The organism is Streptomyces cavernae, from assembly GCF_004023625.1.
In the GTDB taxonomy this organism is placed as follows: domain Bacteria; phylum Actinomycetota; class Actinomycetes; order Streptomycetales; family Streptomycetaceae; genus Streptomyces; species Streptomyces cavernae.
The window spans coordinates 1-14240 of the sequence record NZ_ML137708.1 but is presented as its reverse complement, the minus strand read 5'-3'; the positions used below and the strand labels follow the sequence as shown (position 1 = coordinate 14240).

Annotated in this window: 17 protein-coding genes and 1 pseudogene; 4 read left to right on the top strand and 14 right to left on the bottom strand. The window is 71.9% G+C overall.

Translation table 11 applies throughout. The annotated features are described in order from the left end of the window. Positions 1-3 precede the first annotated feature (3 nt). From EF387_RS00085 to EF387_RS47895, 8 genes are all read right to left on the bottom strand, one after another. A complete protein-coding gene (locus EF387_RS00085) occupies positions 4-252 on the bottom strand; it encodes a hypothetical protein (protein WP_128374375.1) in 249 nt (82 codons plus the stop codon). Between the two features lie 220 nt (positions 253-472). Then, on the bottom strand, positions 473-628 hold the full coding sequence (locus tag EF387_RS47325) for a hypothetical protein (protein ID WP_202918099.1): 156 nt from the start codon (positions 626-628) through the stop codon (positions 473-475). Positions 629-675: 47 nt separating this feature from the next. Further along, positions 676-1068 (bottom strand): hypothetical protein, encoded by a 393-nt coding sequence (locus EF387_RS00080; RefSeq protein ID WP_128374374.1) that lies wholly within the window; start codon positions 1066-1068, stop codon positions 676-678. Between the two features lie 121 nt (positions 1069-1189). After that, on the bottom strand, positions 1190-1921 hold the full coding sequence (locus EF387_RS00075) for a YqjF family protein (RefSeq protein WP_128374373.1): 732 nt from the start codon (positions 1919-1921) through the stop codon (positions 1190-1192). 279 nt (positions 1922-2200) lie between these two features. After that, positions 2201-2902 (bottom strand): DUF3618 domain-containing protein, encoded by a 702-nt coding sequence (locus tag EF387_RS00070; RefSeq protein ID WP_128374372.1) that lies wholly within the window; start codon positions 2900-2902, stop codon positions 2201-2203. Further along, on the bottom strand, positions 2878-3303 hold the full coding sequence (locus EF387_RS00065) for a phage holin family protein (protein WP_128374371.1): 426 nt from the start codon (positions 3301-3303) through the stop codon (positions 2878-2880). The genes EF387_RS00070 and EF387_RS00065 overlap by 25 nt, the downstream gene beginning before the upstream one ends. Before the next feature lies 1 nt (position 3304). Then, positions 3305-3916 (bottom strand): hypothetical protein, encoded by a 612-nt coding sequence (locus EF387_RS00060; RefSeq protein WP_128374370.1) that lies wholly within the window; start codon positions 3914-3916, stop codon positions 3305-3307. Positions 3917-4320: 404 nt separating this feature from the next. After that, positions 4321-4626, bottom strand: a complete 306-nt coding sequence (locus EF387_RS47895) for a hypothetical protein (RefSeq protein ID WP_128374369.1) — start codon at positions 4624-4626, stop codon at positions 4321-4323. Between the two features lie 169 nt (positions 4627-4795). On the opposite strand from EF387_RS47895, the gene EF387_RS00050 reads away from it, so the two are divergent. From EF387_RS00050 to EF387_RS00040, 3 genes are all read left to right on the top strand, one after another. Further along, positions 4796-5500, top strand: coding sequence for an acetoacetate decarboxylase family protein (locus tag EF387_RS00050; RefSeq protein ID WP_162467055.1), 705 nt, complete (start codon positions 4796-4798; stop codon positions 5498-5500). Positions 5501-5657: 157 nt separating this feature from the next. Next, complete coding sequence (locus EF387_RS00045) at positions 5658-6212, top strand: TetR/AcrR family transcriptional regulator (protein ID WP_128374367.1); 555 nt, start codon at positions 5658-5660, stop codon at positions 6210-6212. 132 nt (positions 6213-6344) lie between these two features. Then, positions 6345-7364 carry a CoA transferase gene (locus EF387_RS00040; protein ID WP_238431259.1) on the top strand — a complete coding sequence of 340 codons (1020 nt, stop codon included), beginning with the start codon at positions 6345-6347 and terminating at the stop codon, positions 7362-7364. Positions 7365-7478: 114 nt separating this feature from the next. On the opposite strand, the gene EF387_RS00035 is transcribed toward EF387_RS00040, so the two are convergent. The 6 genes from EF387_RS00035 to EF387_RS49900 form a co-directional block, all read right to left on the bottom strand. Beyond that, a complete protein-coding gene (locus EF387_RS00035; protein ID WP_128374366.1) occupies positions 7479-8519 on the bottom strand; it encodes a LacI family DNA-binding transcriptional regulator in 1041 nt (346 codons plus the stop codon). 191 nt (positions 8520-8710) lie between these two features. After that, the gene (locus EF387_RS00030; protein ID WP_128374365.1) at positions 8711-9295 is read right to left on the bottom strand and encodes a Gfo/Idh/MocA family protein; all 585 of its coding nucleotides are present in this window, start codon (positions 9293-9295) and stop codon (positions 8711-8713) included. Positions 9296-9420: 125 nt separating this feature from the next. After that, positions 9421-10215, bottom strand: a complete 795-nt coding sequence (locus EF387_RS00025) for a TIM barrel protein (RefSeq protein ID WP_238431258.1) — start codon at positions 10213-10215, stop codon at positions 9421-9423. A gap of 235 nt (positions 10216-10450) precedes the next feature. Next, positions 10451-11815, bottom strand: coding sequence for a pyridoxal phosphate-dependent decarboxylase family protein (locus EF387_RS00020; protein WP_128374364.1), 1365 nt, complete (start codon positions 11813-11815; stop codon positions 10451-10453). A gap of 73 nt (positions 11816-11888) precedes the next feature. Further along, positions 11889-13595, bottom strand: coding sequence for an aldehyde dehydrogenase family protein (locus EF387_RS00015; protein WP_128374363.1), 1707 nt, complete (start codon positions 13593-13595; stop codon positions 11889-11891). Between the two features lie 4 nt (positions 13596-13599). Further along, positions 13600-13848, bottom strand: coding sequence for a hypothetical protein (locus tag EF387_RS49900; RefSeq protein ID WP_420802502.1), 249 nt, complete (start codon positions 13846-13848; stop codon positions 13600-13602). Positions 13849-14014: 166 nt separating this feature from the next. On the opposite strand from EF387_RS49900, the pseudogene EF387_RS00005 reads away from it, so the two are divergent. Next, positions 14015-14240: pseudogene (locus EF387_RS00005) on the top strand (oxidoreductase); the annotation flags it as partial.

The following is a 14240-nucleotide window of genomic DNA, read 5'->3' as shown; positions in this document are numbered from 1 at the left end:
TCCTCAGGCGCCGAGTTGCGCCACGGTGGCGTCCAGACGAGTCGCGATCTCCTCGAGATCGCGCCGGGACGGTGCGTCGGTGCCGAGCTGGTCGACGAGGTCCTGTCGGGAGATGATCTCCATTGCCCCGCGGTACCGGTCGGTGGCCGTCGCCGACGCGGGAACGACCACGGAGGATCCGGCCGCGACGATCAGGACCGGGTCATCGCTATCGGACTCGAGCAGGGCCTCGATGTGCTCAGGTGTGATCACGTCGGTACGTCCTTTCCCGGAACGGCTCTGACCCCGCTCCGGCTCTGCGTCGGGGGACAAGGGTTGGGCAGGCCTGCGGCATGCGTCATGACCGGCAGCGGGACGTGCAGCGGGTGCCCTGGCCGAAGCGCGTCAGTTCAGCGCTTCCGCGGTTCCGGCTGCCGCCCGTGCCGCCCGTGCCGCTCACCGATGCCGTGAGGCGCTGAAGCACCTCCGTTCATCAACCCGCGTCGTCCGCGTCGTCCTCGCGGTCGCCTTCCGCCTGCGAGGGAGTGGTCCGGGGCACGTCGCGGTGTCCGGACTCCTCGGCCTCCTGGTGCGTCGTGGTGTCCTGCTCACGCTCGCCCTCTGCCTGGGACGGGGTCTGCTCACTCATGTCGTCCTCCACGTCTGCTGTGCCGAGCGCAGCCGGTCGCTCATGGTTCATCGTTCGTGGCGTACGCACTCTCTTCGCGGGCCGCGCAGCCAGGCGTTGATCCAGCCCGCCTGCATGGCGGCGTCGAGCAGGTAGGTGGGGCGGATCCGGCCTTTCGGGACGTAGACCAGATCGATGGCCAGCAGGGTGAGTGCGGTGCCCAGGCCCACGCGGCGGGCATGGGCCCGGCCCTGCGGGGTCGCGGCGGCGCCGAGTTGCGCGACGCCCGTGGATACCAGCAGGCCACCCGTCGTCATCTGCAGCCACGTGTCGTTCTTCGGCCCGAACACCCACTCGAAGCTGCGCAGATGCACCAGCGGCCACAGCCCGCCGGCGACGTTGAAGGCGCCGTGCGCGACCGCGAGTGCGCCCGCCGGCGCCCGGTATCTTGCCTCGGCCATGGGGTCCTCCCTTCCTACGAGACGGCCGGGTACCCCCGCAGCCGGGTGAAACACGGCACACGGGCGGCTGGTCAGCACGTACGCGAGCCCGGCACCCTTCTTCAGAGCCCGGCACCCTTCTTCAGGAAGGGCCGGGCCGCGGAGGGCAGGGCCGGGAAAGACCGAGGCGTACGTGCCTGACGCCCGGCGAGAAGTGCACGAGGGGCTCGGCGGTGGGCGCCGGAAGGCCCGCGGCGGTGGTCAGCGTCTCTTCCAGCCCGTCGACGGTGGCAGCGGACAACGGCCAGGGTTCGTGCTCGACCGGCGTCTCCCAGACCATGCCGAACCGGCGCGTGTACGCCCGCCAGCGCGAGGTCAGCCACACATCCCGGTCCGTCGGCGCGATCGGCTCGCCGGGGCGAACGACCAGGCGGTACGACGGCGCACCACCCCACCGGGAACCCGCGTAGGAGACGGCATTCGCCGGGCGGTCCGAGGAGACGCTCAGCCTCCCCTGGTTGTACGGGGCGCCGATGGCGCGGGCTCCCAGCATGACCGGGCAGGCCACCTCGATGGACAGGAACCACAGCCCGTCCCGCCCGTCCGGACCTCGGACATAGGTCCGCAGATTGGTCTCCGCGAACGACGGAAGTCCGGGCATCACGGCGGGTACGCCGGCAGGGCGCACATCCGCCATGACGAAGGGGGTGAGGCTCACCCACGCCGCACCGTCGTACTCGTCCACGACGAGGCCCTCGGGCAGGAGGGCCTGAACCTGATCCGTCGGGAAGGCCCAGTGCACGAACGTCTGAGTCAGCCAGCGGGCCCGCAACGCGGGAACACGGACTCGCTGTTCCGCTCCATAGGCCACCACGGAGGACGGGTCCCCGTCCGGCCTCCGCGGAAACGCGGAGCCGACGGGGCCCGGAACAGCGGCGGTGAGTGTGAGCGGGACGCATTCGATGTGCGGGAGCTGCGACCTCGTTGTTCAGGAGCGGCGACATCGATGCGATGTGCGGAAGCGGCGCCATCGATGTGCAGGAGCGGCTATGCGCGTGCATGCCGCTCGTGCACATCGAGCCGAGACGGGACACAGTCCCGAGGCCGGCCCGTCTCGTTGCCAAGGATCAGGGCCGCTTGCCTCGTCGCCAGGTCAGGGCTGTTCGCGGGTCTTGTCGGCCGTGGTCCGTGCGGACCGGCGGGCCTGGTCGGAGACCTGTCCGGCCCGGTCCTTGGCCTGGTCCGCGGTGCTGCGGGCAGCCCCGGTGGCGGTGTCCTTGACCTCCTCGGCCGCCTGCTGGCCGGCTTGCACGGCGTCCTGCTTCAACTGCTGCGCCGACTCCACCGCGGCCTGCTTGACCGGTTCGACCGCCTCGCCGGCTCGGTCGGCGATACGGGTCGCCGCCTGCTGTTCGGTCTGCGAGGTGGGGAGAAGGGACGCGGTGAGCAGTCCGGCGCCGAAGGCGATCAGACCGGCCGCCAGCGGATTTCCCTCGGTCTGCCGCACTGCTTGCTCGGGGGCCTGCCGAACGGCCTCGCCCGCCTGCTGGGCGGTCTGACGGGCGGTGTCAGTGATCTCACCGGCCGTCTGACGTGCCGTCTCCGCGGCCTGCCCGGTGGTCTCCTGAACCGACTGGGCGGCCTGCCGTGTCCGCTCGGTGGCCTGTCCGGTCACCTCGGAGGCGGTGCCCATCACCCGGTTCCTCACCCCGGACAGCGCGCCGCGGACCCGGCGGGAGCGCCGCCGTACCATCTGGCGCGGCCGGGCGCGGTCCGCGAGCCGGGAGACGTCCTCGGACAGCCGTTCCCGGGTGCTTTCGATTTCGGCCCTTACCTGGTCGGGTGCCGTGCCCATCGCGCGTCCTCCTTGAGTGTCTCCATCGTCTGTTCCGGTTTCGGCGATACGGTCCGCATCCGCTCACGGCCCCTGCGGTACAGAACGGCACCGATCACCGCCCACACCCCGGTGACGATCAGCGCGGCCCAGCCGAGGTCCATGACGTTGGCCAGGGCGAACGTCGCCGCCAGCGAGGCGAACAGGGCCACCATGTAGCCGGCGAACCCGGCGCCGCCGTACATCCCGGCGGCCTTGCCCGCCTTGGTGGCCTCCTCCTGGACTTCGGCCTTGGCCAGCTTGACCTCCTGCCGGAACAGGTGCTGCACGTCCGACGTCACTGTCGACAGCAGCTCACCCACCGAGCTGTCCTGACCGCCCTGCCCGCCCGACTGCGGGGACCGTGGAGAGATCGACGACATGTCAGACCCCCCGGTAACCCGGCAGCTCCGGCGGGACACCCGACGCCGGCACACTCTGCTCAAGCGGAGGCGGGGCCTGCCCCGACGGCGCCTCATCCGATGTGCGTGGGCGGGACCCGTCGGACTTGCTGCCTGCCTTGGCCAGCCGTCCGATGACCAACCCGGCCAGCGTCGCCGCGCCCAGGAACGCGCCCGGCCGTCGGCGGGCGAAGTCCTGCACATCCTGGACCATGCCTTCCACCCCCTGCTTGTCCAGGTAGTCGGCGGCACGGTGACCGCGGTCGGCCACCTGCGCCACCAGGGTCTTCGCGGGGGAGTCACGGCCTGCCTTGTCCACGAGACCCGACAGGTCGTCCGCCCACTGCCGCAGGGTCTCCGCCCCACGCTGGGCCTGGCTCTCGACCTGCTCCGTGACCCGCTCCCGCAGCTCACCGGCGACCGCGCCGACCTGTTCCCGGGCCTCCCCGGTTACGACCTTTGCCTGCTCGGCGGCCGTACCCGCGACCTCGCCCGCCGCTTGCCTGGCCCGGTCGGCAGTGGCCGACGCCTCCTGCTTCGCTGTCCGCCCGGCCTGCTGAGCACGCCCGGCACCCGCATTCGCCATGTCACTCATGAGTCCCTCTTTCTCCCCTTCTCCTGGGGGAACCGCCTGTTCTCCAGGGGCACCACCTGCTTCCTGGGGGCACCACCTGTCTGTCCAACCCGCTCGACCGTGGCCGTTGTCGAGGCGCAAGCACTCGCCCCGGCCATCTGGCGCGGTCAAGCCCACCCTCTTCGGCTAACCACGACGTGAGCGGCAAAACTGTAGATAGCGCTAAAAAGGGTCAAAGAGGACATATTCGGTTCCGGGTGGTGTCGTAGGTCAGGTTGAAGCCGTGACGGATCGGCTGACCGATCCCTGGCCGGGTGTCGTCATCGTGGAGGCGGGCCGACGCAGGCGAACGCGCGGCCTGGGCGGCGGATCAAGCGCCATGGCGACTCAAGCAGCCGACCGGTGGGGCGCGATGTCGTCATGGCTCACGGTCGTGGATTGGTCCGCTGCCACCGCGGGCGGATGTCACTGTCCCTGCGCCCCGCGACAGACGCGCAGCGCCGGCAGTGCCGCTGCACACGGTCGGCCGCGCCACCGGACTCCGGGAAGGTGTCGGGCCACTCGATGTGGGGGAAGCGGGTGAGCCGAGAGCGGCTCAGGGGCACTCCGCACACGGTCTGGTTCCTGCCCGGCTCCCACGCGTGAACCTCTCCCGCGGGTAGTCGGCGCCCGTCTTCGGTGTCCCGCCACTGCGCCGAAGCCGCCACGGCATAGCTCCTGCTGACCGCCATTGCTCATGGGTCCCCCGCCGTCATGGCGTCATGCCGGTTGTCGCCCTGTACGGACCCCCGCGACGGATCATCGTCGGGCAGGGCGCGGCGGCAGGCCGGGCGACGCGTGATGTCCGGGGAGGCGGGCACACGGCCCATGACGGTCCTCGACCACCAGAAGGTGACCCCCGTGAGCGCCGCCCGTTGTCCGCCCGAGCCCTGGCGCCTGCGCGGCGACATGTATGTGTCGTTGTGGCGCCTTCCGCCTGCGCGACTGCCGCGCTGGCCACTGCCCACCGGGGTGCGCCCTTTGGTCACCGGGAAACGCTGCACCCTGCTGTCCTTCTGGGCCGACTACCGGCCAGGCGGCACACTCGCCTACCACGAACTCCTCATCGCCCTGGCCGTCACACACCGCCGCCGTATCGCGGCGACCGCGGTGGAAGCATGGGTCGACGACGAGCAGTCCCTGCTCGGCGGCCGCGCCCTGTGGGGCGTGCCCAAACAATCAGCCGCCCTCGCCCTCACCTTCCCCGGCGGTCCCGCCAACGGCCGACGCCACAGCCGCGAGCCGCTGCACACAGAGATACACCCGGTACACCCCGATGAGGCGGGCGGCGCCTGGGCCCTCGGCGTGCACAGGGAGATCCTTCAACTGCCCGGTCGGCCCTGCGTCCGAGCCCATCTGGTGCAGCAACACGACATCCGCGGCCCGCTGCAGGTGCCCCTCAGACTGAAGGCCGGCGGCATCAGCCTGGTCCGCAGTCGCTTCTCCATCGCCCGGAACGGCCCGCTCGCCTTCCTCGTCGGCCACCAGCCCCGCCTGTCCGTGGCGGTACGCGACTTCCGTGCCGTCGTCGGGCCGGGAGCGGCGGCGCGCCGGACGGAGACCTGAGTCGCTGTCGGCTCCGCCAACTCGCCTCTGTACAAAAGCGGTTGCGGTGCCGCCACTGTGCATGGCGACTGAGTGACCGTCCTTCGCGCGTCTGCATGCCCATCCCGCACAATCGGGATACTCGTCCCGCTTGGATGGAGTCGTAAGGTGCCTCGTCATGCGTGCTGACGCCCAGCGCAACCGCAAGCGCGTCCTGGAGGTGGCGCTGGAGACGTTCGCCGCCGAGGGGCTTTCCGCGCCGGTGGCCGAGATCGCCCGCCGGGCCGGTGTCGGCACGGGGACGGTCAGCCGGCACTTCCCGACGAAGGACGCGCTGTCCGAGGCGATCGTGCTGCACCTGGTGAGCGAGATCGTCGTCCGGGCCCGGGAGTTGGCCGCCACCCGTGATCCGGGCACCGCGTTCTTCGAGTTCTTCGCCCTCATGGTCGAGCAGATCGCGGTGAACCGCGGTCTGTCCCAGGCGATGAGCGGGAGCGGCTTCGATGTCGAGGCGGTGGCCTTCGATCCCGAGCGCAACTTGCTGACCGTGGAGGAGGGACTGCTCGCCGGCGCCCGGAAAGCCGGAGCCGTGCGACCGGACATCACGCGGGCCGATGTCAAGGCCCTGATGGTCGGCTGCCTCGCTCGGGAACAGCACGCCCTCGACCCACAGGCCCGCAAGCGCATGATCGATGTGGCGTGTGCGGGTCTGCGCGCCCAGCGACAGCCGTAGCGGCCGAGCGGTGATGAGCCCGCCCGACGGTGCGCCCCGGGTCGCGGAAGGCGTAGGAGCGCCGGTATGAAGGGCGGCTCCATGGTCACCGCGGTGTAACCTTGCGCCACCACAGGCGAGAAGGTTGTTCGCATGGCAAGGAATGCCGATCTCGGACGGTGGCTGGCCGCCGTCGAGCCCTACCTCGGCCCGCTCACCACGGTCGTGGAGGACTTCTCGGGTCTGACCGGTGTCGTCGTCGACCTGACCACGACCCTGTTCCTCCGCGCCCACCTGGCTGGTTTCGACCTGCCCGGCAGGACGTCGGCGGGCGGCTCCTGCCAGCTCCTCGCAGCCGCCGACGGCTGGGCTGCCGTCAACCTCGCCCGCCCCGACGACCACGCGAACCTTCCCGCCCTGCTCGCACGTCTCGGCACACCGGACAGTGACCTGCACTCGGCGGCGCGGAAGACCACCGCGGCCGAACTCGCCCGCACCGCGCAACTGATGGACATCGCCGCCGCGGCGCTCGGACCGGCTCCGTGGGACCGCGCCCCGGTACGAGTCGAACGCCGCGGAGAACGCCGTCCGCGGGATCTCGCGGGTCTGCGGGTCGTCGACCTGTCCGCGCTCTGGGCGGGACCCTTGTGCGCTCGGCTGCTGGGGCTGGCCGGGGCCCGGGTGACCAAGGTGGAGAGCGAGAGCCGGCCGGACGGGGCACGGTCCGGGCACCCCGGCTTCTACCGGTGGCTCCACGACGGCCACGACAGCCTCGTGCTGGACTTCGCCTCCGGCGCCCTGGCCGCTGTCGTGGCCGAGGCCGACATCGTCATCGAGGCGTCCCGGCCGAGGGCGCTCAAACGGCTCGGCGTGCACCCCGAGGAGTTCCTCGCCGCCCGCCCGGGCCGTGTCTGGGTCTCCATCACCGGGTACGGCCGCGACGACGACCGCATCGCCTTCGGCGACGACGCCGCGGTCGCAGGCGGACTGGCCGGCCGCGACGCACACGGTGACCCGGTGTTCCTCGGCGACGCACTCGCCGACCCCGTCACCGGCCTGTACGCCGCTCATGCCGTCGCCCGCTCCCTGGTGTACGGGGGCGGCGAGTTGCTGTGCGTTTCCATGGCGGACTGCGCCGCCGCGCTCTCCCGGTCCGCCGTACCGCCGTGCTGATCCGGGATGTGGAGGTGGCGGGGCGGCGGGAATCAGGGAGCACCGGGGTGTGCTGCCGGCGGGCATCGCCTGCGAGAACGTGAGCCGGCGCTCCCGTCGGACCAGGGCTGTTGCTCAGCGGGGCGGGGCGGTCGTTCCACGGACGACGAGGTGGGGGGCGATGACATGGTCCCCGACGGCGGTCTCGTCGCTCTCCAGGTCGTCGCTCTCCAGGCGTGCGACGGCCCGGCCGACGGCCAGCTCGGCGAGCCGGGTGATGTCCTGTCCGACGGTGGTGAGGTTGATGTGGGCCAGGCGGGCCAGGTGGCTGTCGTCGAAGCCGACGACGGAGACGTCGCCGGGGACCGCGACGCCGGAGCGGAGGAAGACGTCCAGTACGCCGGTGGCACAGCGGTCGTTGAAGGCCAGTACGGCGGTGGGGCGCGGGCGGGCCGCCGCCAGGGTCCGGGCGGCCGCGGCGCCGTCCTCCTCGGTCAGCCCGCCGGGCAGGACACGGATGTACTCACCCAGACCGTGGCGGTTCATGGCGGTGCGGTAGCCGCGGCGACGGTCGGCAGCGCCCGGGGCCCGGCCGCCGTCGATGTGGGCGATGTCGCGGTGGCCCAGGGCCACGAGGTGGTCCACCGCCTGGCGGGCTCCCTCGTCGTCGGCGGTCCGTACGACCTCCAGGCCCGGGACGGATGCCCGCAGTCGGCGGGCCACCGAGACGACCGGCAACTGCCGGGCGAGTTCCGTCAGTCGTGCGGCGGGGGCCTGCGGACCGAGCAGGATCAGGGCCTCGCAGCGGTCGGCGAGCAGCGTCTCGACGGCGCGCTGCTCGCCGCGCCCGGCGGCCACGGCGCTCAGCGCGACCTGATAGCCGGCCGGTTCGGCCGCCGCGTAGATGCCCTCCAACAGGTCGGAGTGGAAGGGATGCTGGAGGCCGAACTGCACCCCGAGCAAGTGGGAGCGGTGGCTGCGCAGCAGCCGCGCCCGGGCGTCCGGACGGTAACCGATCTCCCGCGCGGCCTCGAGGACACGCTCGCGGGTGGCGGCGCCGGCGCCCTTCGCGCCGCGCATCACGATGGAGACCAGCGCCGTGGACACGCCCGCCCGCGCCGCCACGTCGGCGAGCGTCGGTCGCCTTCCCGCGGGGACCGCTGGGGTCGCCGGCACTCTGTCCTCCCTGGTCGGGATCGTCTGCTGGGCACCGATCCTAGGACGTTCGAGCCTCACGTCGCGGCAGGGAGGGTGCTGGTGGCCGGGGAGGCCGCCGGAGGATGTGCAGCGCCGCCCAGCGCACACACACCCGCCCGCCTCGCCGACCCGGCCGACAAGGCCAGGGCGGTCCACAAGGACGCGTGTGCTCAGCGCGCCGCCGGCACCACGGTCGCGGGGCTCTCCCGGACGTCACCCACCCGCACAGCGCGGCCCGTGGCGATCGAACCGATCGCGGCGAGTGCGATGCCCAGCGCGGCACGCGCGTCCTCGCCGGTCACCGACGGGGTGCGCTTGTCTCGGACACTGTCGGTGAATTCGGCCAGCTCGGCGACGTAGGCCGCGTGGCGGAGGTCCTGGTCGTGCGTGACGCACTCGGCGGAGGCCCCGGCCGGGCCGTACGCCGTGAGATGGGTGCGGCGCAGGTCGCCCATGGTGAGCATGCAGTTGGAGCCGAGGACCTCGCCTCGGACGTCATCCAGAGCGGCATGGGTGTGGGCCGGAGTGACGATGACGACCGCCTCGATCTCCGGGTCGGTGAGCAGGTCACCGATCTCCGTGTACGCCTTGGGGCAGTCGAGACGCGCGGCCAGTGCCTGGGCGGTGCCGGGTGCCGCATCGGCGATGGCGGCAAGTCGCACACCGGGCAGGCGGCGGGCCAGGGTCTCGGCGTGGAAGGCGCCCATGCGTCCGGCACCGATGAGGCCGACCGCGAGGGACTGGAGGGAGGTCATGGCGCTTGCTCCGTGATCTGCCTCGTGGCTTGGGTGGTGGCGGTCGCCGTTGTGCGTGGGTGCGAGGCGGACGGATGTCCCCGCCCGGTCCGCGGGCCGGCAGACGCGTCCCGCGGCGGCTGCGGTCAGAGAGTGAAGGCGGCCCGGAAGCGCTCCAGCGCGGCCTCGCTGTCGGTGGACGCCCATGCCTCCATGGCGACGGTGCCCTCGTAGCCGATGTCCGCCAAAGTCTGTGCGACGGCCGGGTAGTTGATCTCTCCAGTGCCGGGTTCGCAACGGCCCGGCACGTCCGCCACCTGGATCTCCCCGATGAGTCCCGCGCCGTGGGCCCTGCGGACCAGCTCGATCAGATTCCCCTCGCCGATCTGGGCGTGATACAGGTCCAGATTCATGCGCAGCCCCGGCCGGTTCACTGCTGCGACCAGCGAGAAGGTGTCGGCGGCCCTGGCGAAGGGCACGCCGGGGTGGTCGACCGCGGTGTTCAGGTTCTCCAACGTGAAGGTGACCCCGGAGTTCTCGCCGAGCTCGGCGATCCGCGTGAGGGTGCGCAGCGCCGCCATCCACATCGCGCCGGTGGGTTCCCCGGACACCGGCACCACGGGCAGCCCCTGGCCGTCCAGACCGGTCCCATGGAGGTTCAGCCGCGTGCAGCCCAGGTGCTCGGCGGCCTTGAGCGACTCCTCGGCGGTGCGCAGCAGTTCGGCGGCGCCGTCCTCATCGGTGAGGCTGCCACTCACGTACCCCGTCATGGAGACGAACTCGGCGGGAGTCCGGGCCAGGGCGTCGAGGTCGTGCTTGGTCCAGTCCCAGATCTCGACCTGGAAGCCGGCCTCGTGGATGCGCCGGGCCCGCTCGTCGATCGGCAGGTCGCGCAAGACCATCTCCGCGCAGACCGCCAGTGCGTACACCGCGGCTCGCATCACGGCTCTCCTCTCCCCGGACGCCCCGGATACTGGAACGTTCTATAGCCTCTGAGCAGTACGCCAGCCGCCGCACGGTTATGTCAAGAGTCCGAGGGGTCGCGTGAGGTAGAACGTTCTAGTGACAGTGATCAGTAGCCAGTGGCCAGTAGCCAGTAACGGTGGTCAGTGGTCAGTGGTCAGTGGCCAGTAGTGAGTAGCCGGTGACCAGCGGCCAGTGCGCGGCCGCCCGGGGCTACGCGGCGGCCCGGCGGATCGCGTCGAGCGTGCGGGACACGTCGTCGTCGGTCGTCGACCAGTTGCTGACGGCGATCCGCATCACGCGGCGGCCACGCCAGGTGGAGCCGCTGATCCAGGCCGTACCGTCGTCGAGCAGCCGCCCGAGGACCCGTTCGGTGCGCTCGTCGTCACCGAAGTGCGCGCAGACCTGGGTGAACACGACGTCGTTGAGGACGGTGGCGCCGTCCAGCCCGGCGATCCCGGCGGCGAAGGACGAGGCGTGCCGGCACAGCCGCTCGACCAGGTCGGTGACGCCCGACCGCCCCAGGGACCTGAGGGCGGCCCACACGGTGAAGGCCCTGCCGCGCCGGGACAGTTCGGGGACCTTGTCGAAGGGATCGCCCCGCTCGTCCTGGATCAGGTAGTCGCCGTGGAGTCCCATCGCCGCCCGGAGCGCTCCGGGGTCGCGCACGAAGGCCAGGCCGCAGTCGTAGGGCACGTTCAGGGTCTTGTGGGCGTCCGTCGCCCAGGAGTCGGCCTGCTCGCAGCCGGCCGTCAGCCGGGCGTACCGCGGTGAGGCGGCCGCCCACAGACCGAAGGCGCCGTCGACGTGCACCCAGGCCTCTGCCGCGCGGGCGGCGTCGATCGCCTCCGCGAAGGGGTCGAAGGCACCGGAGTGGACGTCTCCCGCCTGCAGTACCACGATCGTCGGCCCGGGCCCGCCGGCTGCCAGACTCTCGCGCAGTTCCTCGGACTTGATGCGCCCCTGGTCGTCGGCCGGCACGAGTTCCGGTTCCCCGAGCCCGAGGTAGCGCAGCGCCAGGTCGACGGCCATGTGCCGGGACTCGCCCGCCAGGACGCGGACGCGTGGCCCGCCCGTGAGCCCGTCACGTGCGACGTTCCAGCCGACCCGGCGCAACACCGCGTCGCGTCCGGCGGCGAGACAGGTGAAGTTCGCCATCGTCGCGCCGGTGGTGAAGCCGACGGCGCTGCCGCGTGGCAGCCCGAGCAGGTCGAGCAGCCACGCCCCGGCGAGGTCCTCCACCGCGGTGTGCGCGGGCGAGACGGCACGCATGACGCAGTTCTGGTCCCAGGCGCTGACCAGCCAGTCGGCGGCCAGCGCGGCGGGTTCGCCGCCACCGACGACGAACCCGTAGAACCGGCCGCCGGGAAACGCGGTGAGCCCCGGCTCACAGGCGGTGGCCAGCAACTCGACGACATCGGCGGGCGTGTCGGCGGGAGCGTCCGGCAGCTCGGCGCCCAGTGCCCGTACGACGTCGTCGACGGTGGCCCCGGCCGGCACCCTCCGGTCGGACAGGCTCCCCAGCCAGCGGACGGCATGATCGTGGGCCCGTTGCAGCGCCGCCTCGCGCACGTCCATACCTTGGACTATGGTCCGCTCACCGTCGGCCTGCAAGGCAGGCCCTTCACCTCGTCCTGGGGGAGCGGCCCGGTCAGGCGTCGACCAACGCGTCGGCGGCAAGAACAGGCAGGCCGGACGGATCCGGTGCCGTGGCGCGCCGCCAGGAGCGCACCGTCCGGAACCGTCCGGTCACGAAGTGGGCGCCAGCTCCCCAGAGGTCGGCCACGGCGGAGGACGGATCGGCGGGCAGGTCGTCGGCGAGGTTCTCCACGAGGTGGACCCCGGCGTCCAGCGCCGCCGTCTCGGCGGCGGCCAGCACCAGTGGATCGGTGGAGTGCACCGCTGCGAACAGCGCGCCATGGCGGCCCACCGTGCGCCGGAACACCGCCAGGCTGTGCAGGATCGACTCGGTGCCCACGAGGAACGAGACCGGTCCGGGCCACTCCCGGGCGTAGACCTGTTCGTCCTCGGCCGCCACTCTCACGACGAGTGGTCCGCGGACGTCGGCGCCCGGATGGTCGGGGTGGCCGAGCGGTTCCGAGGCGTGTACCACCGTGCCGGACCGCGCGGCGTCCGCCAGGCTCGCCCGCACCTCGTCGCCGGTGATCGCGCCGATCAGCCGGGCCACCCTCGCCGGATGCCCGAGCAGCCGGTTCAGCTCCTCGCCGAGGTCGGCGCCGAACTCCCGCGGGGTCTTGCGTCCCTCGTCAGTGCTGATGCCGGTGGCGGGCAGCAGGATGTTCTGGGGGGAGGTGCGGGACGTTCCGCTGCACCGGCACACGGTCACGGCGAGGCCGCGGACCAGGGTCCGATAGTCGTCGGTGGAGTCCACGATCACGGTGTTGAGCCCGGTCCGCTGGGCGAACACCACGGCCTGGCGGGCGTTTCGCTCCAGCCAGTCGGCGAAACGCGCCGGGCCGGTGTAGTCGACGATCCGCACGTCGGGGTCGGTGGCCAGCCGCTCGTGGAGCCGCTCCCCGCGTTCCGCGACGGCCAGGGTCACGATGTCCGGGTCCTGCCCCGCCTCCGCCAGGACCTCGCGGGCGATCCGCACGGTGATCGCCAGCGGCAGCACCGAGCGCGGGTGCGGGGCCACGATCACCGGATTGCCGGTCACCAGACTGGCGAACAGGCCCGGAAGGCCGTTCCACAGCGGGTAGTCGGGACAGCCGACGAGCATCGACACGCCGCGCGGTGCCGCGGCGCAGCTGCCCCGCACCGGCGGCGGCTGCTTGCCGCGCCGGGTATCCCCGGTGTGTTCCCAGCCGAGGTCCTCGGGGACACGCGCCAACTCGGCGAAGGCCTGTGCGATCACTTTCAGGGCGCGGTCCTGGCTGTGCGGCCCGGCGGCCCGGAACGCCGACGCGAGCGGGCGGCCGGTGGTGTGGTGCACGGCGAGCGCCAGCTCATGGCTGCGCGTGTTGAGCCTGCGCAGTATCTCCACGGCGAGTCCGGCCCGCCGGTGCGGCCCGGCGGCCCGCCACCCCGGCCTCGCCCGTTCCGCGGCCGCGACGAGGGCCGCCGGATCGCAACGCGGGTAGCCGATGCCCATGCGGATGCCGTAGGGGGAGGACTCGGTGGACACCAGGCCGAGTTCACCGGGCTGGTCGAGTTCGAAGGGCCGGCCGAGCAGCGATCCGAACACCTTCCCCGCGGTCCGGGTGGACCTCATGCCCACATCCACGGTGGCGGCGTTGCCCGCCAGACCGGCGAAGGGCGCGACGCACTCGCCGGTCGTCAGGGCCCGTACCGCCTGCTCCAGCAGTTCGCGGTGCTGCTCGTAGGGACCGGAGCGCACTGTCTCAGCCTCTCCGGCTCGCCGCGAGCGAGCCCGGCCGGCCCACCGTGGCGGCGACCGGGGCGTAGTAGCACTCCGAGGGGCCGTTGACGACCCGGACACCTGCGCACAGCCCCGGGGCCTCGGAGGGCAGCGGGTCACCGATGGCGTAGTCACAGCGTTCGCTCGCGCGGCGCAGGTGGGTGAGCCCCACTTCCATGGCGCTGACGCACCGGGGCACCGACCCACCTGTCTGCCTGTCTGACAGGTTCACGGGGGTGATACTCCGGGCAGTGAGAGGGCGCTGTCAAGGGGTGGAACAAGAACGGTCAAGGCCAAGTAGGCCCGTTTTTGCGTCAAGTTCCGTATTCTGCGCACGTGGCGAGGAGGGGACGGCCACGTGGCGATGAGGGGGAGTGGTGGGGGCTACAAGTTCACAGGTGCGGCGGGGCACCGTACTTCCGGTCGTTGCGGCGCGGTGGGCGCTGTGGTCGTTTGTGTTCGTCAACGTGGTGATCGTCGAGGTGTTGTTCTTCACCGTGGGTGAGGGCAAGAACGGGGTGCTCACGGTCGCCAAGTTCTTCGGGCTGCACGCAGCGGTGCTGATGCTGTTCCAGCTGCTGCTGGTGGCCCGGCTGCCGTGGCTGGACCGCCGGATCGGCATGG